This is a genomic window from Kitasatospora sp. NPDC096140 (assembly GCF_040303045.1).
In the GTDB taxonomy this organism is placed as follows: Bacteria; Actinomycetota; Actinomycetes; order Streptomycetales; family Streptomycetaceae; genus Kitasatospora.
Window position 1 is genome coordinate 1 of sequence record NZ_JBEOUW010000027.1, and the last position, 23,791, is coordinate 23,791.

Here is a 23,791-nt window from a genome sequence, read left to right on the forward strand (position 1 = left end):
GAAAAGCCAGGAGCAAAATTGGCCCGGAAGAAGAATTCCCTCCGCCTCCGGCCCCCGGCGCGCAAAGCACCACCACACTGAACCGGGGGACCAAAATTCACCCCTCAGGGTCAGAGTCTGCCCCGGCCCCGCCGGCCGGCAGGTCAGGCTTCCTCGCGCCAGCCCTCGTGGTCGGCGGCCAGGGCGTCGAGCACGCGCAGCAGGTCGGGGGTCCAGCCCCGCTCCGGGGCCTCGACCACGACGAGCCACTGGGCGTCCTCGGCGTCGTCCTCGCCCGCGAGCGCATCGCGCACGATCTCGACCTCGCCCAGGTCGGGTTGGGTGGCGCCGAGCTCCTCGGCGGCTTCGTCGGCGGCGTCGCGGTCGGGCAGGACGAGCAGCAGCCGGGCGTGCGGGTCGTCGACGTCCGGGAGGGCGGTGGCGTGGTTGTCGGTCACCCGGCCATTCTCCAGGCCGCCCGGCCCGGCCGATCGGGCGGGAGGGAGTGTCTGCGGCCCGTGGGATGCTGGTAGGCGATGGCCAGGAAGAGTGCACCCGACGACCTGCTCGCCCCGCTGACCCTCGCGGTCGGCCAGGAGGAGCTGCTGCTGGACCGTGCGGTCGCCCAGGTGGTGGCCGCCGCGAAGGCGGCGGACCCGGACACCGACGTACGGGACTTGCCGCCCGGCGGGCTGCAGCCCGGCAGCCTGGCCGAGCTGACCACGCCGTCGCTGTTCGCCGAGCGCAAGGTCATCGTCGTCCGGGCCGCCCAGGACCTCTCCGCCGACTCGGTGAAGGAGGTCAAGGCCTACATCGAGGCGCCGGCCGACGAAGTGATCATGGTGCTGGTGCATGCCGGTGGTGCCAAGGGCAAGGGCCTGCTGGACGCCGGGCGCAAGGCGGGTGGCCGCGAGGTCGCCTGCGCCAAGCTGTCCAAGGCGAGCGAGCGGCTGGCCTTCGTCAAGGGTGAGTTCCGCGCGCTCGGCCGCTCGGCGACCCCGGAGGCCTGCCAGGCGCTGCTGGACGCGCTCGGCAGCGACCTCCGGGAGCTGGCGGCCGCGTGCAACCAGCTGACCTCGGACGTCGAGGGCGCGATCGACGAGACGGTGGTGGCCCGCTACTACAGCGGCCGGGCCGAGGCGACCGGCTTCGAGGTGGCCGACCTCGCGGTCACCGGCCGGGCCGCCGAGGCGCTGGAGCGGCTGCGCTGGGCGCTGGCCGTCGGCCAGCCGCCGACCGGCATCACCTACGCGCTGGCCTCCGGCGTGCGCAGCATCGGGCGGCTGGCGACGACCGGGCGGAACATGCGCCCGGCCGACCTGGCCCGCGAGTTGGGCATGCCGCCGTGGAAGGTCGACCGGGTCCGGCAGCAGATGCGCGGCTGGACGGGCGATGCCGTGGCCACCGCGCTGACCGCGATCGCCCAGGCCGACGCCGCCGTCAAGGGCGGCTCCGACGACCCGGCCTTCGCCCTGGAGCGCGCGGTGGTCGCCGTCGCCCGGGCCGCGCGGGCCGGCTCTCGCCCCGCCTACTGACGCCCACCGACGCGGCCGGGCCCACCGTCGCGGCCGGGCCCACCGACGCGGCCGGGCCCACCGTCGCGGCCGGGCCCACCGACGCGGCCGGGCCCACCGTCGCGGCCGGGCCCACCGTCGCGGCCGGGCCCACCGTCGCGGCGGGGCCCGGCGGGCCGCGGACGCCGGAGCCCCGGCCGGAGGCCTACTTCCGCATGGCCCGGACGGCGTCCTGGCCGTCGGACTGCAGGATGCTCCGCAGCTCGTCCTTGGACGGCGGCTTGGCCTTCCCCTCGGTGTAGCTGGCGCTGTAGTTGATGTAGTAGGTCATCCCGCCGTCGCGGATGTCCAGCTCGGCGTAGACGCTGTGGTACTTGTCCGAGCCGTCGTCCTTGTACAGGAAGTACGCCTCCTCGCCGATCCCGGAGATGTCGGTGACCTGGTAGCCGCGGGCCCGGTAGAGCTCCTTGTTGGCATCCAGCTCGGGCGCCGGGTTGACCGCCTTGTGCAGGTCGGCGCGAAGGTACACCGAGGCGTACTCGCTGTCGCTGTTGCCACCGGTCCGCTTGAGGCTCATCGAGCAGTTCATGCTGTCCAGGGCCGGGTTCCGGTCGGTGTGGTGGGTCGGCGCGGAGGTGTCCGAGACGGAGTACGTCTGCAGCAGCTTGGTGGGCTTCCCGGTGGTGCAGAAGTCGTCCGAGAGGTGGTAGCTGCCGAGGCTGCGCGGCGACGAGTTGCTGCTGACCAGGCCGGGGACGACCATCACGGCGGCGGTCCAGCCGGCCGAGGCGAGGATGGCGCCGACGAAGGCCCAGACGGCGTTGCGCCGCAGGTTCCCGCCGGAGCCCGGCGCACGGCCTCCCGGTGTCATCGGCATCCCGGGAGCGGTCGGCATCCCGGCCGGCGCGGGTATCCCGGACGATGCGGGCATCCCCGGGGCAGCGGGCAACCCGGGCGGCGGCCCGAACCCCGAAGCGCCCGGCGCCCCCGGAACAGGCCCTGCCCCCGGAACATGCGCTGCCCCCGGGACCGGCTGCGCCCCCGGGACGGGCTGCGCTCCGGCGCCCGGTGTCTGCTGCGGGAAGCCGTACCCCGGCCCGTTCGGTGCCGACGGCGGCGGTGGCGGTGGCGTCGTCATGTGGTTCTCTCCCCCCGAGCACGGCGTCGGGGCGCTCCCCCGCACCTCGATCGCACCTGACCGACCATAGCGGCCGGACCAGGGAACGCGACAGGCGCCGCAGTGGCCTCCGGGGAGGAGGCGGACTGCGACGCCTGTCGTACTGCTTCGTGCACCGCACCCGCGTGGCGAACGCAGGCCGCGTGCGGTGCGAGTCTCGCACGCCTCAGGAGTCCGGGTAGAGGGCCGGGTCGTCCCGAGGCGGTCGGGGGTTCACACCCCCGGGTGGCGTCAGGCCTGGGCGGCGGTGTTGACGCGCTTGGTGATGGCCGACTTCTTGTTGGCGGCCTGGTTGGCGTGGATGACGCCCTTGCTCACGGCCTTGTCCAGCGCCTTGGAGGCGGCGCGGGCCAGCACGACGGCCTTCTCGGTCTCGCCGGCGGCAGCGGCCTCACGGGCCTTGCGCAGAGCGGTCTTCAGCGAGGACTTGACGGCCTTGTTGCGCAGGCGCGCCTTCTCGTTGGTCTTGTTGCGCTTGATCTGGGACTTGATGTTCGCCACGAAGGAGCCTCAGTCTGTCTGAAAGGTTTGAACGGGATCACACCGGCGGCCGTCGGTCCAGCTGAGAGGGCATGCCGAGGCCAGGTGCAGCTGACCACGCTACCAGGGGCCGCCGCCCGCCCCAAACCGGCCGCCCGCCCCGGCCGCGGGGCACGGGTCGGGGCCGGACGGGGCCGGGGCGGTACGCGGTCAGCGCCGGACGGGGTCCGGGGCGGCGGGGACGCCGCCCACCGGAGCAGCCGGAGCAGCCGGGGCAACCGGAGCGCCGCCGGCCGCCACCGCAGCCGGAGCGCCGCCCTGGGCGGGGACCGGAGCGCCGGCCCCCCGGGTGTCGGCCGGGCCCCCGGTGTGCCGCTTGAGCCAGGCGAGGAACCGTCGGCCGAGCTTCTGGAACGGCACCTCGACCAGCCGGTACATCAGGTAGCTGACCGCGAGCGTGACGGCCAGGAAGGTGAGCGTGAAGACGATCGCGAACTTGGCGGACTTCGGCGCCGGCGCCCCCTGGAACAGCCACGGCATGCCGTAGAGCCAGTCCATGCCGTCGATGACCAGCCAGTGCAGCAGGTAGACCGAGTAGCTGACGGTGCCCAGCCAGGTGAGCGCCTTCGGGAAGCGGCGCTTCTTCAGCGTCATGCCGAGGAACAGCACGATCCAGGCCCCGGCGTAGGCGAAGGACCACGCCATCCAGCTGGTGGTCCAGGTCCGCCACAGGGCGTCCCCGTGGTTGTACATGCGTCCGCCGAGCACCCCGGCGAGGAAGACGAAGCCGCAGTAGGCGACGGCCTGGATGCGGTCGATCTGGCCGTGTTCCGCGCGGTAGATGACGGTCCCGGCGAACATGGTCGCGAAGATCATCATCGTTTCGAACATCGCGGACCGGCTGCTGCCGAACGCGAGCACGAAGCCGAGCACGCCGAGCAGCAGGGCCCCGGTGCGGGTGAGCTGGGAGTTGCCGCTGATGGCGCAGAGCAGGCCCATGACCGCGACGAGGCCGGTGGCCAGGACGAGGTTCTCGGTCGAGAGTCCCTGCTTGGCCAGGTTCGCCGGGGAGAGCACCCCGCCGAGCAGGACCGCGCAGGCGGCGAAGCCCACCGCGATCGGCCCGCTCTGGCGGTGCTTGCGGAGCACGAACAGGGCGGAGACGAAGTAGTAGAACACCATCTCGTAGGTGAGGCTCCACATGATGCCGATGGCGTTGGGCACGCCCAGCAGGTCCTGGAGCAGCAGGCTGTTGGCCCCGAACGAGAGCAGCGGCCGGTCGAAGACGGACCGGTCGATCATCATGTTGTGCCCGGCCGGGAGGATCACCAGCGCCGCGACGAGTCCGACGACGAGCGCCGGGTAGATCCGGAAGACCCGGCCGACCCAGAACGCCTGCATGTCGCCGCGGCGCTCCAGGGAGGCGGGCACGATGTAGCCGCTGACCAGGAAGAACAGCATCACCCCGAACAGGCCGAGGTCGAAGCGGTGGGTCACTGCCGCGCCGTGCGGGATGAAGTACCGCAGTCCGAAGTGGTGCATCGCCACGGCGAGGGCGGCGAGCCCGCGCAGTGCGTCCAGCCAGCCGAGCCTCGCCGGGGCCGCCTCGGCCTTGCCTTGCCGTTTCATCCGCGCTCCGCGGGGCACGCGGCTCAGTTCGATGCGTCTCACGGCTGGGCAGATTAGCTTACGGATCGTGTGACACGGCATATCCGCGGGTGGGCCCGACGCCGGGCCCGACCGGGACGGGGGCTCCGGGCGGCTCCGGGCGGTCGGGCGCGGGCACGGCCGTCGTGCGGCGACCTAGGCGTCGACCAGGGGTTCGCCGTAGTGCTCGACCTCCGGGAACGGGCGGTAGAAGTGGTGCAGCAGGGCGCGCCAGCGCTGGTACTCGGGGGAGCGGCGGAACCCTTCCGTGTGGTCGGCGAGCGTCTCCCATTCGACCTGGAGGAGGAAGCGCGAGCCGCGCCCCTCGTCGAGGCAGCGCCGTAGCCGCAGCGAGCGGAAGCCCCGCTGGACGCTGATCAGCGGGCGGGCCTCGGCGAAGGCGGCGAGGAACTCGTCCTCCCGGCCGGGCAGGACGTCGAGCAGGGCGCTTTCGAGGATCACGGCAGGCCATCCTGCCGCCCCGGGGCGGCAGGCGGAAGCCCGACGGGGGCTGCATGCGGCCGGCGGAAGCCCGACGGGGAGCCGGCACACGGCCGACGGAAGCCCGACGGACGGCCCGCAGCGGGCCGGCGGAAGGCCGGCGGAAGGCCTGCGGAAGGACGGACGGTGCCCGAACGGCAGCACGGCCCGCGGTCGTGGGAAGATGGGAGGAACTATTTCGATCGGACGAGACTGTCCGGTCCCCGGGAAGCCGGTCAGCGATGACCCGGACACCCCCGGCCCCGGACCAACGGAGAATCGGACCAAGGTGCCCGCGACCCCCAGCAATGTGCCAGAGCCCAGCCGTACCGACCCGGCGCTGATCCGCAACTTCTGCATCATCGCCCACATCGACCACGGCAAGTCGACGCTCGCAGACCGGATGCTGCAGATCACCGGCGTCGTCGACCCCCGGCAGATGCGCGCCCAGTACCTCGACCGCATGGACATCGAGCGTGAGCGCGGCATCACCATCAAGTCGCAGGCGGTCCGCCTCCCGTGGGCGCCGAAGACCGGTCCGAACGCCGGGACGACGCACATCCTCAACATGATCGACACCCCGGGTCACGTGGACTTCACGTACGAGGTGTCCCGCTCCCTCGCCGCGTGCGAGGGCACCATCCTGGTGGTCGACGCGGCCCAGGGCATCGAGGCGCAGACCCTCGCCAACCTGTACCTGGCGCTGGAGAACGACCTCACGATCGTCCCGGTGCTGAACAAGATCGACCTGCCGGCCGCCCAGCCGGAGAAGTACGCCGCGGAGATCGCGCACATCATCGGCTGCGACCCGTCGGACGTGCTGCAGGTCAGCGCCAAGACCGGCCTCGGCGTCGAGGACCTGCTGGACCACATCGTCAACACCATCCCGGCCCCGGTCGGCGTCAAGGACGCCCCGGCCCGCGCGATGATCTTCGACTCGGTGTACGACTCCTACCGCGGCGTGGTCACCTACGTCCGTGTCGTGGACGGCCAGCTCACCAAGCGCGAGCGCATCGCGATGATGTCCACCGGCGCGACCCACGAGCTGCTGGAGATCGGCGTCATCTCGCCCGAGCCGAAGGTCGCCGACGGCCTCGGCGTCGGCGAGGTGGGCTACATCATCACCGGCGTGAAGGACGTCCGTCAGTCCAAGGTCGGTGACACGATCACCTCGATGCACAAGGGTGCGACCGAGCCGCTCGGCGGCTACAAGGACCCGCGTCCGATGGTGTTCTCCGGCCTCTACCCGCTGGACGGCTCGGACTACCCGCTGCTGCGCGACGCCCTGGACAAGCTGCGGCTCAACGACGCCGCCCTGGTGTACGAGCCGGAGACCTCGGTCGCGCTCGGCTTCGGCTACCGCTGTGGCTTCCTCGGCCTGCTGCACCTGGAGATCATCCGGGAGCGCCTGGAGCGCGAGTTCAACCTCGACCTGATCTCCACCGCCCCCAACGTGGTCTACCGCGTGATCATGGAGGACGGCAGCGAGCACACCGTCACCAACCCGAGCGAGTTCCCCGTCGGCAAGATCGCCGAGGTGTACGAGCCGGTGGTGCGCGGCACCATCCTGGCGCCCAACGAGTTCGTCGGCGCGATCATGGAGCTCTGCCAGTCCCGCCGCGGCAGCCTGCAGGGCATGGACTACCTGTCCGAGGACCGGGTCGAGCTGCGCTACACCCTCCCGCTCGCGGAGATCGTCTTCGACTTCTTCGACCAGCTGAAGTCCAAGACCCGAGGCTACGCCTCGCTCGACTACGAGCCCATCGGCGAGCAGACCGCCGACCTGGTCAAGGTCGACATCCTGCTGCACGGTGACGCGGTGGACGCCTTCTCCGCGATCGTCCACAAGGACAAGGCCTACGGCTACGGCGTGATGATGGCGGGCAAGCTGCAGAAGCTGATCCCCCGCCAGCAGTTCGAGGTGCCGATCCAGGCCGCGATCGGCTCGCGCGTCATCGCCCGTGAGACCGTCCGCGCGATCCGCAAGGACGTCCTCGCCAAGTGCTACGGCGGTGACATCTCCCGCAAGCGGAAGCTGCTGGAGAAGCAGAAGGAAGGCAAGAAGCGGATGAAGATGGTCGGCCGCGTGGAGGTCCCGCAGGAGGCCTTCATCGCCGCGCTGTCCACCGACGCCGAGGCGCCGAAGGAAAAGAAGTAACCGAGCGCGCCGAAGGGCCCGGGCATCGCGCCCGGGCCCTTTCGCGTCCCCGAGGACTCCCGCGAGGCATCCCCCGAGGACTCCCGCGAAGACTCCTGCGAGGAATCCCCCAGGATCCCCCAGGAGTCCCCCGAGGACGTTCCCGGAGGCCCCGAAAGAGGACTACTTCAGCGCGCTGAAGACGGCGGCGACGATTCCGGCCTTGGCCAGTCGCCCCGCGGTGCCGGTGAACACGGTGGGCTTCATCGAGTCGTCCGGGCGCACCAGCTGGAGCAGCCCGTCCCGCCGGCCGAGGCTCACGCACTGGACGACGTACCGGAACGAGAACGGCTTCCCGGTGCGCCCGTCGAGCAGCTTGCCGACGTACTGGCCTTGCGGCAGGGCGGTGGCGCAGCCCATCCGCAGGGTGCCGACGCCGGGGACGGTGACGGCGGCGGCGTCGCCGATCACGTGGACGTCGGGGTGCGAGACCGACCGCAGGTGGTCGTCCACCAGGGCGCGGCCGCGTTCGTCCACGGCCAGGCCGGCCTCGGCGGCCAGCGGGTGCGGTTCCATCGAGGCGGCCCAGACGGTGAGGTCGGTGTCGATCGGGCCGGTGGTGGTGCGCAGGGCGTCCGGGGTGACCCCGGTGACGGTGGTGTTCTCGTGGACGGCGACGCCGAGCCGGTCGAGGACGCGTCGGACGTGGGCGCGGCCCTTGGGGGAGTAGATGCCGCCGACCTGGCCGGCCGCAACGATCCGCACCCGCCAGTCGGGGTGGGCCTCGGCGAGTTCGGTGGCCAGTTCGATGCCGGTGGCGCCGCCGCCGACGACGGCGAGGGTGCCGGGGCGGTCGGCCTCGCGGATCCGGTGGCGGACCTCGGCGGCGCGCTCCGCCGAGTAGGCGTGTTCGACGGCGCCGGGGACATCGTGCCAGGCGGTGCGGCTGCCGAGGGCGTAGACCAGGGTGTCGTACGCGAGGTCGGTGCCGTCGTCGAGCAGGACCTTGTGTCCGGCGAGGTCGAGTTCGACGGCCCGGGCCCGCTGGTGCCGGATCCGGCGGCCGCGGGCGAGTTCGCCGATGGCGGGCCAGTCGCGGCCGTGTCCGGCGGCGGTCTCGTGCTGGCGGATGCGGTGCAGGAGCCGTTCCTCGGGGGCGACCAGGGTGACGGTGTGCTGCCGCCCGGCGCCCTTGGCCGCGGTGAGTCCGGCGTACCCGGCGCCCAGTACGACGATCCGCTTCCCGGTGCTGGTGGTGGTGCTCATCTCGTCCGCCTCCGTTCCGTGCGCCCTGGTGGAGCGCTGTTCGGGAAGGGGACGACGCAGCCGGTCGGAGTGTGACCGTGACCGGCGTCACATCCCCCGCGGGGTTGCCGGGGGTGCCGGGGGTGCCCGGGGGCGGGGGGCGCCAGGGGGGCTGTGGGCCCGTCCCGTCAGGCGGCCGTGACCGGGCTGATCCGGCCGAGCTTCTCGGGGTTGACCACGACGTACGCCTCGGTGATGCGTCCGTCGGTCACGGTGAAGGCGAGCACACCGCCGACGGTGCCGGTGGCCCGGTCGTACCAGACCAGTCCCGGCTCGCCGTTGACCACGGCGTGGCCGGTCGCCACCTCGGGGGTGAACCACTTGGCGATCATGCCGGTCACCAGGCGGGCCACCCGGTCGGCGCCGTGGATCGGGCGGACGCCGGCGCGGATGATGCCGCCGCCGTCGGAGTGCCACACCACGTCCGGGTCGAGGACCTCCATCAGGCCGAGGATGTCGCCCCGGGTGCTGGCGGCGGCGAAGGCCTCGACGGCCTGGCGGTGCTCGGCCGGGTCGGTGCCGCCGGCGCGCCGGCTGCCGTCCTTGACCCGGCGGCGGGCGCGGGAGGCGAGTTGGCGGGCGGCGTCGGGGGAGCGGTCCAGCGAGGTGCCGATCTCCTCGAAGCCGACCGCGAAGACGTCGTGGAGCACGAAGGCGGCCCGTTCGGCCGGGGAGAGCTGTTCCAGGACGGCGAGCAGGGCGAGCGAGACGGACTCGCCGCGTTCGGCGAGTTCGGCGGGGGTGTCCGGGCCGGCGGTGTAGGAGACGGCCGGTTCGGGCAGCCACTCGCCGTAGTAGGACTCCCGGCGGGCGCGGGCGGAGCCGAGCTGGTCGTAGCAGAGCCGGGTGACGACGGTGGTCAGGAAGGCGCGCGGGTCGGTGACGGCGGAGCGGTCGGTGGCCTGCCAGCGCAGCCAGGCGTCCTGCAGGACGTCCTCGGCGTCGGTGAAGGAGCCGAGCAGCCGGTAGGCGACGGAGCCCAGGTAGCGGCGGTTCGCCTCGAAGGCGTCCGGGGCGGCCGGGAGCTGGTCGTCGATCACGGGCCCAAGGTAGCGCCCGGGGAGGGTCGTTGCGAAGACGCCGTGGCGGTGGGCGCCGGGTGTGGGCCGGGGCGGAGGGTTTCCGCCCCGGCCCGCCGGGTGGTGCCGGGTCAGTCGACCTCGGCCACGGCTTCGGCGAACTGCGCCTGGTAGAGGCGGGCGTAGGCGCCGCCGGCGGCGATCAGTTCGTCGTGCGAGCCCTGTTCCACGATCGAGCCGTTCTCCATCACCAGGATCACGTCGGCGTCCCGGATGGTGGAGAGCCGGTGGGCGATCACGAAGCTGGTGCGGCCGGTGCGCAGCCGGGCCATGGCCCGCTGGATGAGCACCTCGGTGCGGGTGTCGACGGAGCTGGTGGCCTCGTCCAGGACCAGGATGGACGGCTGGGCGAGGAAGGCGCGGGCGATGGTGATGAGCTGCTTCTCGCCGGTGCTGACGCCGGTGCCCTCGTCGTCGATGACGGTGTCGTAGCCGTCGGGCAGGGTGCGCACGAAGCGGTCGACGTGGGCGGCCTTGGCGGCTTCGACGACTTCTTCGCGGGTGGCGCCCTGGGCGCCGTAGGCGATGTTGTCGGCGATGGTGCCGCCGAACAGCCAGGTGTCCTGGAGGACCATGCCGATGCCGGAGCGGAGGTCCTCGCGGGACATCGCGGAGATGTCGACGCCGTCGAGGGTGATCCGCCCGGAGCTGACCTCGTAGAACCGCATCAGCAGGTTGACGAGGGTGGTCTTCCCGGCGCCGGTGGGGCCGACGATGGCGACGGTGTGGCCGGGTTCGACCTTGAGCGAGAGGTCCTCGATGAGGGGCTTGTCGGGGTCGTAGCGGAAGGAGACGTCCTGGAAGGAGACCCGGCCGCGGACGGTGTCCGGCTTCTCGGGCATGGCGGGTTCGGGGCTCTGCTCGGGGGCGTCGAGCAGTTCGAAGACGCGCTCGGCGGAGGCGACGCCGGACTGCACCAGGTTGGCCATGCTGGCGACCTGGGTGAGCGGCTGGCTGAACTGCCGGGAGTACTGGATGAAGGCCTGCACGTCGCCGATGGACAGTGCGCCGCTCGCGACCCGCAGGCCGCCGACGACGGCGATGAGCACGTACTGCAGGTTGCCGATCAGCATCATCGCGGGCTGGATGATGCCGGAGATGAACTGGGCCTTGTAGCTGGCCTCGTAGAGCGCCTCGTTGTGCTCGCGGAAGGTCTCGGCGGCTTCGCGCCGGCGGCCGAACACCTTGACGAGGGTGTGGCCGGTGTACATCTCCTCGATGTGGGCGTTGAGTTGGCCGGTGGACTTCCACTGCTGGACGAACTGCGGCTGTGCCCGCTTGCCGACCTTGGTGGCGACGACGACGGAGGCCGGTACCGAGACCAGGGCGATCAGGGCGAGCAGCGGGGAGATCCAGAACATCATGGCCAGCACGCCGACGACGGTGAGCAGCGAGTTGACGACCTGTCCCATGGTCTGCTGCATGGACTGGCCGATGTTGTCGATGTCGTTGGTGACGCGGCTGAGCACTTCGCCGCGGGGCTGCTTGTCGAAGTAGCTGAGCGGGAGTCGGGCCAGTTTGGCTTCGACGTCCTGGCGCAGCCGGTAGCTGGCGAGCTGGATCGCCTTGGTGGCGAGTCGGCCCTGGAAGATGCCGAAGACGGCGGAGGTGACGTAGATGCCGAGGACCCAGAGCAGGACGGTGCCGATGGCGTGGAAGTCCATGCCCTGGCCGGGGGTGAAGTCGACGGCGGAGAGCAGGTCGGCGACGCCGCTCTGGCCGTGGGCGCGCAGGCCGTCGATGACCTGGGCCTTGGAGGTGCCGGGTGCGAAGCGGGCGCCGACGACGCCGGCGAAGATCAGGTCGGTGGCGTTGCCGAGGATCTTGGGGCCGATGACGGCGCAGCCGACGCCGAGGACGCCGAGGAGGAGGACGCCGAGGAGGAGGTTGCGTTCGGGGCGCAGCAGGCCGAGGACGCGTTTGCCGGAGCCCTTGAAGTCCATGGACTTCTCGGCGCCCTGGCCGCCCATGAAGCGGCCGGGTCCGGCGGGGCCGCGGCGGGCGGCGGCGGCCTGGGAGTCGCCGGGGAGGTGGGTGTCGGCCTTGGTCAGGTCGGCTTTCCCGGTGTCGGGGTCCTGCTGCGTCGTGGGCTTGCCGGGGCTGGTCACGCCGCCTCCTGCTCGGTGAGCTGGGAGAGCACGATCTCCCGGTACGTCGGGTTGTCGGCCATCAGTTCGTGGTGGGTGCCGGTGCCGACGACGGCGCCTTCGTCGAGGACGATGATCCGGTCGGCGTCGCGGATGGTGGACACGCGTTGGGCGACGATCAGGACGGTGGCGTCGGAGGTCTCGCGGGTGAGGGCCTTGCGCAGTTTGGCGTCGGTGGCGTAGTCGAGGGCGGAGAAGGAGTCGTCGAAGAGGTAGACGGCGGGTTTGCGGACCAGGGCGCGGGCGATGGCGAGGCGTTGGCGCTGGCCGCCGGAGACGTTGCTGCCGCCTTGGGAGATGGGGGCGTCGAGGCCTTCGGGGAGTTTCTCGACGAAGTCCTTGGCCTGGGCGATCTCCAGGGCGTGCCAGAGTTCCTCGTCGGTGGCGTCGGGTCGGCCGTAGCGGAGGTTGCTGGCGACGGTGCCGGTGAAGAGGTAGGGCTTCTGGGGGACGATGCCGACGCTTTCGGCGATCGCGTCGGCGGCGAGGTCGCGGACGTCGACGCCGTCGAGCAGGACCTGGCCGGAGGTGACGTCGAAGAGGCGGGGGACGAGGCCGAGCAGGGTGGACTTGCCGCTGCCGGTGGAGCCGATGATGGCGGTGGTCTCGCCGGGGCGGGCGGTGATGTCGATGCCGCGCAGGACGGAGGCTTCGGCGCCGGGGTAGCGGAAGTCGACGTCGCGCAGTTCGAGGTGGCCGAGGCGGGTGGGGTCGGTGACGGGGTCGGCGGGCGGGGTGACGCTGGAGTCGGTGTCGAGGACTTCCTGGACGCGTTCGGCGCAGACCTCGGCGCGGGGCACCATCATGAACATGAAGGTGGCCATCATGACGCTCATCAGGATCTGCAGCAGGTAGGAGAGGAAGGCGGTGAGGGCGCCGATCTCCATGTCGCCGCTGTCGATGCGGTGGGCGCCGAACCAGAGCACGGCGACGCTGGAGACGTTCACGACGAGCATGACGGCCGGGAACATGACGGACATCAGGCGGCCGACGTGGCGGGCGACGTCGGTGAGGTCCTCGTTGGCGCCGGCGAAGCGGGCCTGTTCCTGGTCGTCCTTGACGAAGGCGCGGATGACCCGGATGCCGGTGATCTGTTCGCGCAGGATCCGGTTCACGGTGTCGATCTTCTGCTGCATGCTGCGGAACTGGGGGCGCAGCGCGCGGACGAGCAGGATGACGACGACGGCGAGGGCGGGGATGACGGCGAGCAGCAGGCCGGACAGTGGGACGTCCTGGTTGAGGGCCATGATGATGCCGCCGACGCACATGATCGGTGCGGCGACCATGAGCGTGAAGCTCATGAGGGCGAGCATCTGGATCTGCTGGACGTCGTTGGTGGTGCGGGTGATCAGGGAGGGGGCGCCGAACTGGCCGACCTCGCGGGCGGAGAAGGTCTGTACGCGGTCGAAGACGGCGGCGCGGACGTCCCGGCCGAAGGCCATGGCGACGCGGGCGCCGATGAGGACGGCGCCGATGGAGCAGGCTGCCTGGACGAGGGTCACGCCGATCATCACCCCGCCGACGCGCAGGATGTAGCCGGTGTCGCCCTTGACGACGCCGTCGTCGATGATGTCGGCGTTGAGGGTCGGCAGGTAGAGCGCCGCGAGGGTGGACACCAGCTGGAGGATCACCAGGAGGGTGATCGGTCGGGAGTAGGGGCGCAGGTACGCCCGCAGTAGTCTGATCAGCACTTGAACACTCTTGTCGTCGCGGGTCGGGTTCGCACCCCAATTCTCGTTGTTCTGTAGCGTCGTACAGGCCATTCGGCGTGCGGGAACCGGGGGTTTGCCGGGCTTTTGCCGAACGGTCCGGCGGGTTCGCTCGTTGGTCACCTCGCCGGGTGCGCCGCTGCGGTGCGGTGCGGTCACCGGGGCTGCGGGGGCGTGCCAGCTGGATCCACCCTCTTACGGAATGACCGGTTTCCCCCTAGGCTGCTGGTTGCCCCCTTGTTACTGACCGGTACCGCTCAGGTTAACCGGGGCCCGGCGACCGCCCCCACGGCCGTCGCGACAATCCCTCAGACGGCCACCCGCCCCCGGAGGTCTCGTTGAGTTCCGCGCAGTCCCTGATCGACTCCGGCAGGCCCGACCTCGTCGCCGGGCGTCCCGCCTCCGTCGCCCACCTGTTCCTGGAGCGGGTCGCCGCGACCCCGAACGGCGAGGCCTACCGCCACCCGGCCCCGGTCGACGAGCACGCCGCGGACGGCGCGCCCGGCGCGGAGCAGTGGCGTTCGCTGACCTGGGCGCAGACCGCGACCCGGGTCAAGGCGGTGGCGGCCGGTCTGATGGCGCTGGGCATCCAGCCGGAGGACCGGGTCGCCCTGGCGTCGTCCACCCGGATCGAGTGGATCATCGCGGACCTCGGCGCCATGTGCGCGGGCGCCGCGATCACGACGGTCTACCCGAGCACCAACGCGGACGAGACCGCGTTCATCCTGTCCGACTCGGGCTCGCGCGCGCTGTTCGCGGAGAACGCCGCCCAGCTGGCGAAGGCCGTCGCGCAGCTCGACCAGCTGCCCGAGCTGCGCACCGTCATCCTGTTCGACGCCCCGGAGGAGGCCCCGGAGGCGGCCGGCCTCGACGTGATCACCCTGGCGGAGCTGGAGCGGCGCGGCGCCGAGCACCTGGAGCGGCAGCCGGACGCGGTGGAGAAGGCCGTCGCCGGGCTCGACAAGGAGCAGCTGGCGACCCTGATCTACACCTCGGGCACCACGGGCCGCCCCAAGGGCGTTCGGCTGGTGCACGACTGCTGGGCGTACGAGGGCCGGGCGCAGGAGGCCAGCGGGCTGCTGCGGGCCGACGACGTCCAGTTCATGTGGCTGCCGCTGTCGCACGTGTTCGGCAAGACGCTGATCTCCGGGCAGATCGCCACCGGGCACGTGATGGCGGTGGACGGCCGGGTGGACCGGATCATCCACAACCTGCCGGTGATCCGGCCGACCGTGATGGCGTCGGCGCCGCGGATCTTCGAGAAGGTCTACAACGGCATCGCGGGCAAGGCCCGGGCCGAGGGCGGCGCCAAGTACAAGATCTTCATGTGGGCGGCCAAGGTCGCCCGCGAGCACGCCCGGGCCGTCCAGGAGAGCCGGATCGCCACCGGTGCCGGCACGGCCCCGCTGGGCCTGCGGGTGCAGCACGCGCTGGCGGACAAGCTGGTGTACGCGAAGATCCGGGCGGCGTTCGGCGGGCGGCTGCGCGGCGCGGTCTCCGGCAGTGCCGCGCTGGCCCCGGAGATCGGCTACTTCTTCCTGGGCGCCGGGGTGCCGATCCTGGAGGGCTACGGCCTGAGCGAGACCAGCGCCGGTTCCTGCGTCAACCGCGAGGAGGACGTGCGGATCGGCACGGTGGGCCGCCCGCTGCCCGGCACCGAGGTGCGGATCGCCGAGGACGGCGAGATCCTGCTGCGCGGCCCGGGCATCATGCGCGGCTACCACAACCTGCCGGAGAAGACCGCGGAGGTGCTGGAGGCGGACGGCTGGTTCCACACCGAGGACATCGGCGAGCTCAGCCCGGACGGCTTCCTGCGGATCACCGACCGCAAGAAGGACCTGTTCAAGACGTCGGGCGGCAAGTACGTGGCGCCCAGCGAGGTCGAGGGCAAGTTCAAGGCGGTCTGCCCGTTCGTCAGCAACATCCTGGTGATCGGCAACGGCCGCAACTTCTGCACCGCGCTGATCGGCCTGGACGAGGCGGTCCTGATGCCGTGGGCGGCCGAGCACGGCCTGGCCGGCAAGTCGTACGCCGAGCTGGCGGTCGAGCCGGCCGTGCACGAGCTGATCGAGGGCTTCGTGAAGCGGCTCAACGGCGGGCTGCAGCGCTGGCAGACGATCAAGAAGTTCCACCTGCTGCCGCGCGACCTGGACGTGGAGCACGGCGAGCTCACCCCGAGCCTGAAGATCAAGCGCCCGGTGGTGGAGCGGACCTACGCGGACGCGGTCACCGCGATGTACGCGGGCGCCAACGAGGCCTGACCCGGCCGCTCCCGTACGGTCCGCGCGGGTGTCGCGGGCCGTACGGGAGCTTCGCCGGCCGTACGGGACAATGGGGGCATGCCCTCCGCACTCCCCGACGGCGAACCGGTGCCGTCCGACGGTTCCCTGCCCGCGCCCGCCCTGGACGGGCTCGGCAGCCGGCCGTTCGGCTTCTACCTGCACGTGCCGTACTGCGCCAGCCGCTGCGGCTACTGCGACTTCAACACCTACACCGCCACCGAGCTGCGCTCCTCCGGGGCGGTCGCCTCGCAGGAGACGTACGCGGACAACGTGGTCGCCGAGATCCGGCTGGCCCGGCGGGTGCTGGGGGACGCGCAGCTGCCGGTGCGCACCGTCTTCCTCGGCGGCGGCACCCCCACCCTGCTGCCCGCCCGCGACCTGGTGAAGATGCTCGCCGCGATCCGCGAGGAGTTCGGGCTCGCCGACGACGCCGAGGTCACCACCGAGGCCAACCCGGAGTCCGTCGGCCCGGCGTACCTGGCGGAGCTGCGCGAGGGCGGCTACAACCGGATCTCCTTCGGCATGCAGAGCGCCCGCCCGCACGTGCTGCAGCTGCTCGACCGCCACCACACCCCGGGCCGCCCGGAGGCCTGCGTGGCCGAGGCCCGCGCGGCCGGGTTCGAGCACGTCAACCTCGACCTGATCTACGGCACCCCGGGCGAGTCCGACGACGACTGGCGGGCCTCGCTGGACGCCGCCATCGGCGCCGGGCCCGACCACGTCTCGGCGTACTCCCTGATCGTCGAGGAGGGCACCCGGCTCGCCGCCCGGGTCAAGCGCGGCGAACTGCCGATGATCGACGACGACGTGCACGCCGACCGCTACCTGATCGCCGAGGAGGCGCTCGCCTCCGCCGGGTACCACTGGTACGAGGTCTCCAACTGGGCCACCACCCCCGAGGGCCGCTGCCGCCACAACGAGCTCTACTGGACGGGCGCCGACTGGTGGGGTGCCGGCCCCGGCGCCCACAGCCACGTCGGCGGCGTCCGCTGGTGGAACGCCAAGCACCCCGCCGCCTACGCGCAGGCCCTGGCCGAGGGCCGCACCCCGGCGCTCGGCCGCGAGGTCCTGGCGGACGAGGACCGCCGCGTCGAGCGCATCCTGCTGGAGCTGCGCCTGGTCGACGGCGTCGCCCTGGACCTGCTCACCGACACCGGCCGCAAGGCCGCCGACCGGGCCCTCGCGGACGGTCTCCTCGCCGCCGAGCCGTATGCGGCCGGCCGCGCCGCCCTCACCCTGCAGGGCAGGCTGCTGGCGGACGCCGTCGTGCGTGACCTGGTGGACTAGCAGATCCGGCGCACCGGCTGGCCGGTGAGTCCGGCGATGGTCTCGAAGTCGGCGTCCTGGTGGAGGACCGTGAGCTTGTGTTGCGCAGCGGTGACGGCCACCAGGAGGTCGACCGGGCTGGCGCACTGGTGGCGACTCGACTGTGCCAGCCGCTCCTGCAGCTCGGCGGCCTCCTGCCAGGCGTTGTCCCGCAGGTGCTGATACGGGAAGAGCTCCCGCAGTAGTCCAGCTGCCTCGAAGTACGCGGCTCGGCCGCCGACGGCACGCAAGTACTCCTGCCGGACCGGTTCGCACAACAGGACCAGCCCGGCGGTGACGGCTTCGTCCCAGGCCGCGCCGGTCTGGCCGCGCACAAGCCGGACCAGCGCGCTGGTGTCGATCAGGAACTCCTCGTTCACGCGGCAGGCCTCGCTGGTGCGCTCGGTTCGTCCGGATAGCCGATGGTGGAGAAGTCGATCTCGCCCTCGGCCGCCATCTCGCGCATCCGGGCCAGCGCTGCGGCGCGCCGTCTCCGGTCCGCTATCTCCCGAAGTGCGGCGTTGACGGTGTCCTTCTTGGTGGTGGTGCCGAGGTAGCGCGCCGCGTCGGCGAGCGCCTCGTCGTCGAGATCGATCACGGTGCGGGACATCGGGACCTCCCGGGGCGGCGTATATCCGTTCTCGAAACAGGATATACGCGTTCGCGAACGCGGGCGCTCTGTCCGGGGGCTACTCCGGCACGGTCACGAAGTCGATCAGTTCCTCCACCCGGCCCAGGAGTTCGGGCTCCAGGTCCTTGTAGCTGTCCACCTTCGACAGGATGTGCTTCCACGCCGCCGGGGTGTCGACGGGCCAGCCGAGGCGGCGGCAGGTGCCCTCCTTCCAGTCCTCGCCGCGGGGCACGGCGGGCCAGGCGGGGATGCCCACGGAGGCGGGCTTCACGGCCTGCCAGACGTCGATGTAGGGGTGGCCGACGACCAGGACGGACTCGCCGGTGACCCGGGCGGCGATGCGGTGCTCCTTCGTCCCCGGGAGCAGGTGGTCGACCAGCACGCCGAGGCGGCGGCCGGGGCCCGGGGCGAAGTCGGCGACGATCGCCGGCAGGTCGTCGATGCCGCGCAGGTACTCCACCACGACGCCCTCGATCCGCAGGTCGTCGCCCCAGACCCGTTCGACCAGCTCGGCGTCGTGCCGGCCCTCGACGTAGATCCGCGACTCGCGGGCGACCCGGGCGCGCGCGCCGGGGACGGCGACGGAGCCGGAGGCGGTGCGGCCGGGCGTGCGGGGCGCCGCCGGGGCGGTGGGGCGGACCAGGGTGACGACCCTGCCCTCCAGCAGGAAGCCGCGCGGGACCAGCGGGAACACCCGGTGCTTGCCGAAACGGTCCTCCAGGGTGACGGTGAACCCCTCGGCGGTCTTCTCGCAGCGCACCACCGCCCCGCAGAAGCCGGTCGCCGCCTCCTCGACCACGAGGTCCGGCTCGGCGGGCACCTCCGGGGCGGGGGTCTGCTTCTTCCACGGCGGGGTCAGGTCGGGTCCGTACTGGCGGCTGCGCATACGGGTGATCATAGGGAGGCCGGACGGGCCGTCAGAGGCCTGGCGCGCCCCAGACGGGGAACCAGCGGCTGAGGTCCTTCTCCAGCCGCAGGTCGTTCCCCAGCATCGCGTTGACCTGCAGCTCCAGCGGGCTGTTGCGCTTCTCCCCGCCGCCGGGCATCGGGGCGAACGGGTAGAAGGTGCCGCGCTTGTAGAGGTAGACCAGGGCCAGGGACTGCCCCTGCGGGTTGCGGAAGCCCACCAGCGAGCAGAGCAGCTGCGGCCCGAAGCCGTTCGCCTCCAGCTCGCTGTTGACCGCGTGCAGGTCGTTCACCAGCTCCGGCAGCTCCTGCGGGGAGTGCCGGGCCAGCAGCCAGGAGTAGCCGTAGTCGTCCTTGGAGGCCTCCACCGGCACGCCGCCGCGCTCGGTGTCCGCGTCCAGCAGCGCCCGCACCTGCTGCTCGACCTGCACGAAGGCCGCGCCCTCGACCGCCGCGAAGCAGACCGAGCCGAGCCCGGTGGGGGTGAACCCGGCGCCGGCCTCCAGGGTCAGCGCCGCGGACGGCACGCCGAACAGCTGGTCCAGGTCGGGTTTGACGGGCTTGGTGCGGCCGAACAGGGCGTCCAGGATTCCCACGGCGGTCCTCTCGTGTCGAACGGCGGGCGCGGGCTCAGCGGCCCAGCTGCTCGGTGATCTTCGCCAGCTGCGCCAGCCGCTTCTCCAGCGACGGGTGGGTGGAGAACAGCTGCGAGGCGGCCTCCCGCGCGCTCAGCGCGGGGGCGAAGTAGAAGGCGTTGTACGGCTGCGCCTGGCGCAGGTCCTTGCTGGGGATGGCCGCGATCTGCCCCGTCACCTTGGTCAGGGCCGAAGCGAGCGCGCTGGGCCGGCCGGTGAGCTGCGCGGCGGCGCGGTCGGCCGCCAGCTCGCGGTAGCGGGACAGCAGCCGGGTGAGCAGGAAGCTGATCGCGTAGACGAGCATCGAGACCAGCGGGATGATCAGGGCCACGATGGCCGCGTTCTGGTCGTTGTTGTTGCGACCGCCGCCCATGAACCCGCCGTACACGGCGATCCGGGTCATCGCGCCGGCGAGCACGCCGAGGAAGCCGGCGATCGTCATCACCGCGACGTCCCGGTGGGCGACGTGCGACAGCTCGTGCGCGAGGACGCCCTCCAGCTCCTCCGGCTCCAGCCGGCGCAGCAGGCCGGTGGTCACGCAGACCACCGCGTTCTGCGGGTTGCGGCCGGTGGCGAAGGCGTTGGGCATGTCGTTGTCGGCGACCGCCACGCGCGGTTTGGGCATGTCGGCCAGGGCGCAGAGCCGGTCGATCGTGCCGTGCAGTTGGGGGAACTCCTCCGGGGTCACCTGGTGGGCGCCCATGGCCCGTTCGGTGATCTTGTCGCTGAACCAGAACTGGGCCACGAACAGCCCGCCGGAGATCAGGACGATCAGCGGCCAGGCGCCGCGCAGCAGCGCGATCAGCAGGCCGGTGAAACCGACGTACAGCAGCCCGATCACGAACATCGTCGCGACCATGCGGCCGGTCAGGCCGCGGTCGGGCGCGAAACGGGTGTGCTGGCCCGAGCTCGACATCGCTTGCTCCTCCATTCGCCGTCGCTTCCGATGCTCCCACCCGGACGGCCCCGGGGCACCACCCGCGCGCCGGTGACCCGTGAACGGGCGGGGCCCCGCGGGCCGTACCCGGAACTGCGGGCAGGATCACGCCGGTCAAGCCGTTCCTGCCGTAGGACCCGGGCCTTACACTGGCAGGTACGGTTTTGGCACTCGTGTGTTCAGAGTGCCAAAACCGGGGCCTCCCGGAGCGGCCCGCTGCAGCACACAGGGACACACAGGGACACAGACGGACAACGTGCGAAGACGGAGGTGCGTGCCCCATGGCCGGTGAGGTCCGCCAGCTGGACGAACGCAAGCTCGCCGTGCTCCGCGCGATCGTGCAGGACTACGTGGGCACCGAGGAGCCGGTCGGCTCCAAGGCCCTGGTGGAGCGGCACAACCTCGGGGTCTCGCCGGCGACCGTCCGCAACGACATGGCGGCGCTGGAGGAGGAGGGCTACATCCACCAGCCGCACACCAGCGCCGGCCGCATCCCGACCGACAAGGGGTACCGCCTCTTCGTCGACAAGCTCGCCGAGATCAAGCCGATGAGCGCCCCCGAGCGCCGGGCGATCCGGCACTTCCTGGACGGCGCGGTCGACCTGGACGACGTGGTCGCGCGCACCGTGCGGCTGCTCGCCCAGCTGACCCGGCAGGTCGCGGTGGTGCAGTACCCGTCGCTGACGCGCTCGACCGTCCGGCACATCGAGCTGGTGGCGCTGGCCCCGGCCAAGGTGATGCTGGTGCTGATCACCAACACCGGCCGGGTCGAGCAGCGGATGGTCGACTGCCCGGGCACGGTCGGCGAGACCGTCCTGGCGGACCTGCGGACGGCGCTCAACACCGGAGCCGCCGGCCGCCGCCTCCCGGAGGTCCCGGGCGTGCTGGAGGAACTCCCGGCGATGTTCGAGCCGGCCGACCGGCCGACCGTCAGCACGGTCCTGGCGACCCTGTTCGAGACGCTCGCGGAACAGAACGAGGAGCGGATCATGCTGGCCGGCACGGCCAACCTGACCCGCTTCGGCCACGACTTCCCCCTCACCATCCAGCCGGTGCTGGAGGCCCTGGAGGAGCAGGTCATCCTGCTCCGCCTCCTGGGTGAGACCAATGACGCCGCGATGACGGTCCGGATCGGGCGGGAGAACGCCTACGAAGGGCTGAATTCCACCTCGGTCGTGTCCGTCGGTTACGGTTCGGGCGACGAGAGCGTGGCCAAACTGGGTGTGATCGGTCCGACCCGGATGGACTACCCAGGCACAATGGGGGCGGTGCGGGCGGTAGCGCGGTACGTGGGTCAGATCCTGGCCGAGTCGTAGCAAACGTCGCCGTTGGACGACCAACGGCGTCCAGTCGCAGCACTACTACAGGCGGAACAAGCGGAGCATTTGGTGGCCACGGACTACTACGCGGTACTCGGCGTCCGACGGGATGCGGGGCAGGACGAGATCAAGAAGGCGTTCCGGCGCCTGGCACGCGAACTGCACCCGGACGTCAACCCGGACCCGAAGACGCAGGAGCGGTTCAAGGAGATCAACGCCGCCTACGAGGTGCTCTCCGACCCGCAGAAGCGTCAGGTCTACGACCTCGGCGGCGACCCGCTGTCCCCGGGCGGCGGTGGCGGCGCGGGCGGCTTCGGCGCCGGCGCGGCGGGCTTCGGCTTCTCCGACATCATGGACGCCTTCTTCGGCGCCGCAGCCGGCCAGCGCGGCCCGCGCTCGCGCACCCGCCGCGGCCAGGACGCCATGATCCGGCTGGAGATCACCCTGGAGGAGGCCGCCTTCGGCACCACCAAGGAACTCCAGGTCGACACCGCCGTCACCTGCACCACCTGCAGCGGCGAGGGCGCGGCCCCCGGCACCACCGCGCAGACCTGTGACATGTGTCGCGGCAAGGGCGAGGTCTCCCAGGTCACCCGGTCCTTCCTGGGCCAGGTCATGACCTCCCGCCCCTGCCCGCAGTGCCAGGGCTTCGGCACCGTCGTGCCGACCCCGTGCCCGGAGTGCGCCGGCGACGGCCGGGTCCGCGCCCGCCGCACGCTGACCGTCAAGATCCCGGCCGGTGTCGACAACGGCACCCGGATCCAGCTGGCCGGCGAGGGCGAGGTCGGCCCCGGCGGCGGCCCGGCCGGCGACCTCTACGTCGAGATCGCCGAGACCACCCACGCCATCTTCCAGCGGCGCGGGGACGACCTGCACTGCACCGTCACCATCCCGATGACGGCGGCCTCACTCGGCACCCAGGTGCCGCTGCAGACCCTGGACGGCCTGGAGGAGGTCGACATCCGGCCCGGCACCCAGTCCGGCCAGTCGATCCCGCTGCACGGCCGCGGCATCACCCACCTGCGTGGGGGCGGCCGGGGCGACCTGATAGTGCACGTCGAGGTGAAGACGCCCACCAAGCTCGACGCCGAGCAGGAGGAGCTGCTGCGCCGCCTCGCGGTGCTGCGCGGCGAGGAGCGGCCGTCCGGCCAGTTCGCGCCGGGCCAGCAGGGCCTGTTCTCCCGCCTGAAGGACGCCTTCAACGGCCGGTAGCCGTCCGCGGAGGGGTGCCGGGGACCACCCGGCACCCCTTTCGCGTGCCCGATCCACCCCCTCCCGGAGGTTCCCCGCATGACCGCGCCCGTCTTCGTCGTCGAGACCGAGCGGATCGCCACCGCCGCGCCCGGCACCCTGGTGCGCCTGGACGGCCCGGAGGGCCGGCACGCGGCCGCCGTGAAGCGGCTGACGGCCGGCGAGGCGGTGACCCTCGCCGACGGGCTGGGACTCGGCGTGGACGGGACGGTCGCCGAGGTGCTCGGCAAGGACGCGATCGACGTGGCCGTCACCGCGGTGCGCCGCGAGCCGGAGCCCGCGCCGCGGATCGTCGTCGTCCAGGCGCTGCCCAAGGGCGACCGCGGCGAGCTGGCCGTCGAGACCATGACCGAGGTCGGCGTGGACGCGGTGATCCCGTGGGCGGCCTCGCGCTGCATCACCCAGTGGAAGGGCGAGCGCGGCGCCAAGGCGCTCGCCAAGTGGCGGGCCACCGCCCGCGAGGCGGGCAAGCAGTCCCGCCGGCTGCGCTTCCCCGAGGTGCACGACCCGATGACCACCAGGCAGCTGGCTCCCGTCCTGGCGCGGGCCGCGTTCGCCGCCGTGCTGCACGAGGAGGGCGCCGAGCCGCTGGCGCACGCCGCGCTGCCCGGCAGCGGCGACCTCGTGCTCGTCGTCGGCCCGGAGGGCGGGGTCTCCCCGGAGGAGCTGGCCGCGTTCGCCGAGGCGGGCGCCCGGCCGTACCGGCTGGGGCCCTCGGTGCTGCGCACCTCCACCGCCGGGGTGGCCGCCGGCGCGCTGCTGCTCGGGCGCACCGGCCGCTGGGCCTGAGGCCCGTCCGGCCCGCACCCGGCCGGGGCCCGTACTACGACCCCGCGGCGGCGTCCAGCGGGCTCGCCCGACCGGCCCGACT

21 protein-coding genes are annotated in these 23,791 nt (G+C 72.1%); 7 read left to right on the top strand and 14 right to left on the bottom strand.

Features of this window, described 5'->3' with window-relative positions; genetic code table 11:
• Nucleotides 1-143 precede the first annotated feature (143 nt).
• Complete coding sequence (locus ABT048_RS25865) at nucleotides 144-380, bottom strand: hypothetical protein (protein WP_350523985.1); 237 nt, start codon at nucleotides 378-380, stop codon at nucleotides 144-146.
• 135 nt (nucleotides 381-515) lie between these two features.
• Between ABT048_RS25865 and holA the strand changes: the two genes are divergently transcribed.
• Nucleotides 516-1,514, top strand: coding sequence for a DNA polymerase III subunit delta (gene holA / locus ABT048_RS25870; protein WP_350523883.1), 999 nt, complete (start codon nucleotides 516-518; stop codon nucleotides 1,512-1,514).
• A gap of 184 nt (nucleotides 1,515-1,698) precedes the next feature.
• On the opposite strand, the gene ABT048_RS25875 is transcribed toward holA, so the two are convergent.
• The 4 genes from ABT048_RS25875 to ABT048_RS25890 all read right to left on the bottom strand — a co-directional run bounded on the left by ABT048_RS25875 (nucleotide 1,699) and on the right by ABT048_RS25890 (nucleotide 5,259).
• Nucleotides 1,699-2,364 (bottom strand): hypothetical protein, encoded by a 666-nt coding sequence (locus tag ABT048_RS25875; protein ID WP_350523884.1) that lies wholly within the window; start codon nucleotides 2,362-2,364, stop codon nucleotides 1,699-1,701.
• Nucleotides 2,365-2,901: 537 nt separating this feature from the next.
• Nucleotides 2,902-3,171, bottom strand: a complete 270-nt coding sequence (rpsT, locus tag ABT048_RS25880) for a 30S ribosomal protein S20 (RefSeq protein ID WP_329931122.1) — start codon at nucleotides 3,169-3,171, stop codon at nucleotides 2,902-2,904.
• Nucleotides 3,172-3,360: 189 nt separating this feature from the next.
• Nucleotides 3,361-4,779 carry an acyltransferase family protein gene (locus tag ABT048_RS25885; RefSeq protein ID WP_350523885.1) on the bottom strand — a complete coding sequence of 473 codons (1,419 nt, stop codon included), beginning with the start codon at nucleotides 4,777-4,779 and terminating at the stop codon, nucleotides 3,361-3,363.
• 174 nt (nucleotides 4,780-4,953) lie between these two features.
• Entirely contained in the window at nucleotides 4,954-5,259 is a 306-nt protein-coding gene (locus ABT048_RS25890; protein ID WP_350523886.1) for an antibiotic biosynthesis monooxygenase family protein, read from the bottom strand.
• A gap of 307 nt (nucleotides 5,260-5,566) precedes the next feature.
• Here ABT048_RS25890 and lepA point away from each other — a divergent pair, with 307 nt between their 5' ends.
• Nucleotides 5,567-7,435, top strand: a complete 1,869-nt coding sequence (gene lepA, locus ABT048_RS25895) for a translation elongation factor 4 (RefSeq protein ID WP_350523887.1) — start codon at nucleotides 5,567-5,569, stop codon at nucleotides 7,433-7,435.
• 162 nt (nucleotides 7,436-7,597) lie between these two features.
• Here lepA and ABT048_RS25900 read toward each other — a convergent pair whose 3' ends face one another.
• The 4 genes from ABT048_RS25900 to ABT048_RS25915 form a co-directional block, all read right to left on the bottom strand.
• A complete protein-coding gene (locus ABT048_RS25900; protein WP_350523888.1) occupies nucleotides 7,598-8,680 on the bottom strand; it encodes an NAD(P)/FAD-dependent oxidoreductase in 1,083 nt (360 codons plus the stop codon).
• Nucleotides 8,681-8,847: 167 nt separating this feature from the next.
• Nucleotides 8,848-9,759, bottom strand: coding sequence for an RNA polymerase sigma factor SigJ (gene sigJ / locus ABT048_RS25905; protein WP_350523889.1), 912 nt, complete (start codon nucleotides 9,757-9,759; stop codon nucleotides 8,848-8,850).
• 110 nt (nucleotides 9,760-9,869) lie between these two features.
• Complete coding sequence (locus ABT048_RS25910; RefSeq protein ID WP_350523986.1) at nucleotides 9,870-11,768, bottom strand: ABC transporter ATP-binding protein; 1,899 nt, start codon at nucleotides 11,766-11,768, stop codon at nucleotides 9,870-9,872.
• Between the two features lie 134 nt (nucleotides 11,769-11,902).
• The gene (locus tag ABT048_RS25915; protein WP_350523890.1) at nucleotides 11,903-13,636 is read right to left on the bottom strand and encodes an ABC transporter ATP-binding protein; all 1,734 of its coding nucleotides are present in this window, start codon (nucleotides 13,634-13,636) and stop codon (nucleotides 11,903-11,905) included.
• Between the two features lie 356 nt (nucleotides 13,637-13,992).
• Here ABT048_RS25915 and ABT048_RS25920 point away from each other — a divergent pair, with 356 nt between their 5' ends.
• Entirely contained in the window at nucleotides 13,993-15,915 is a 1,923-nt protein-coding gene (locus tag ABT048_RS25920) for an AMP-dependent synthetase/ligase (protein ID WP_350523891.1), read from the top strand.
• A gap of 78 nt (nucleotides 15,916-15,993) precedes the next feature.
• Complete coding sequence (hemW, locus tag ABT048_RS25925; protein ID WP_350523892.1) at nucleotides 15,994-17,223, top strand: radical SAM family heme chaperone HemW; 1,230 nt, start codon at nucleotides 15,994-15,996, stop codon at nucleotides 17,221-17,223.
• Here the strand turns inward: hemW and ABT048_RS25930 are convergent.
• From ABT048_RS25930 to htpX, 5 genes are all read right to left on the bottom strand, one after another.
• Nucleotides 17,220-17,621 carry a PIN domain nuclease gene (locus ABT048_RS25930; RefSeq protein WP_350523893.1) on the bottom strand — a complete coding sequence of 134 codons (402 nt, stop codon included), beginning with the start codon at nucleotides 17,619-17,621 and terminating at the stop codon, nucleotides 17,220-17,222. The genes hemW and ABT048_RS25930 overlap by 4 nt on opposite strands.
• Nucleotides 17,618-17,851, bottom strand: a complete 234-nt coding sequence (locus tag ABT048_RS25935; protein ID WP_350523894.1) for a type II toxin-antitoxin system VapB family antitoxin — start codon at nucleotides 17,849-17,851, stop codon at nucleotides 17,618-17,620. The genes ABT048_RS25930 and ABT048_RS25935 overlap by 4 nt, the downstream gene beginning before the upstream one ends.
• Nucleotides 17,852-17,930: 79 nt before the next feature.
• The gene (locus ABT048_RS25940) at nucleotides 17,931-18,758 is read right to left on the bottom strand and encodes a DUF3097 domain-containing protein (protein ID WP_350523895.1); all 828 of its coding nucleotides are present in this window, start codon (nucleotides 18,756-18,758) and stop codon (nucleotides 17,931-17,933) included.
• Nucleotides 18,759-18,789: 31 nt separating this feature from the next.
• Complete coding sequence (gene pspAB, locus ABT048_RS25945; RefSeq protein ID WP_350523896.1) at nucleotides 18,790-19,374, bottom strand: PspA-associated protein PspAB; 585 nt, start codon at nucleotides 19,372-19,374, stop codon at nucleotides 18,790-18,792.
• A 34-nt stretch (nucleotides 19,375-19,408) separates the two neighbouring features.
• On the bottom strand, nucleotides 19,409-20,329 hold the full coding sequence (htpX, locus tag ABT048_RS25950) for a zinc metalloprotease HtpX (protein ID WP_350523897.1): 921 nt from the start codon (nucleotides 20,327-20,329) through the stop codon (nucleotides 19,409-19,411).
• 302 nt (nucleotides 20,330-20,631) lie between these two features.
• On the opposite strand from htpX, the gene hrcA reads away from it, so the two are divergent.
• The 3 genes from hrcA (at nucleotide 20,632) to ABT048_RS25965 (ending at nucleotide 23,709) form a co-directional block, all read left to right on the top strand.
• Entirely contained in the window at nucleotides 20,632-21,666 is a 1,035-nt protein-coding gene (hrcA, locus tag ABT048_RS25955; protein ID WP_350523898.1) for a heat-inducible transcriptional repressor HrcA, read from the top strand.
• 72 nt (nucleotides 21,667-21,738) lie between these two features.
• The gene (gene dnaJ, locus ABT048_RS25960) at nucleotides 21,739-22,881 is read left to right on the top strand and encodes a molecular chaperone DnaJ (protein WP_350523899.1); all 1,143 of its coding nucleotides are present in this window, start codon (nucleotides 21,739-21,741) and stop codon (nucleotides 22,879-22,881) included.
• A gap of 78 nt (nucleotides 22,882-22,959) precedes the next feature.
• Nucleotides 22,960-23,709: a 16S rRNA (uracil(1498)-N(3))-methyltransferase gene (locus ABT048_RS25965; RefSeq protein ID WP_350523900.1), complete on the top strand. Its 750-nt coding sequence runs from the start codon at nucleotides 22,960-22,962 to the stop codon at nucleotides 23,707-23,709.
• Nucleotides 23,710-23,791: the final 82 nt, after the last annotated feature.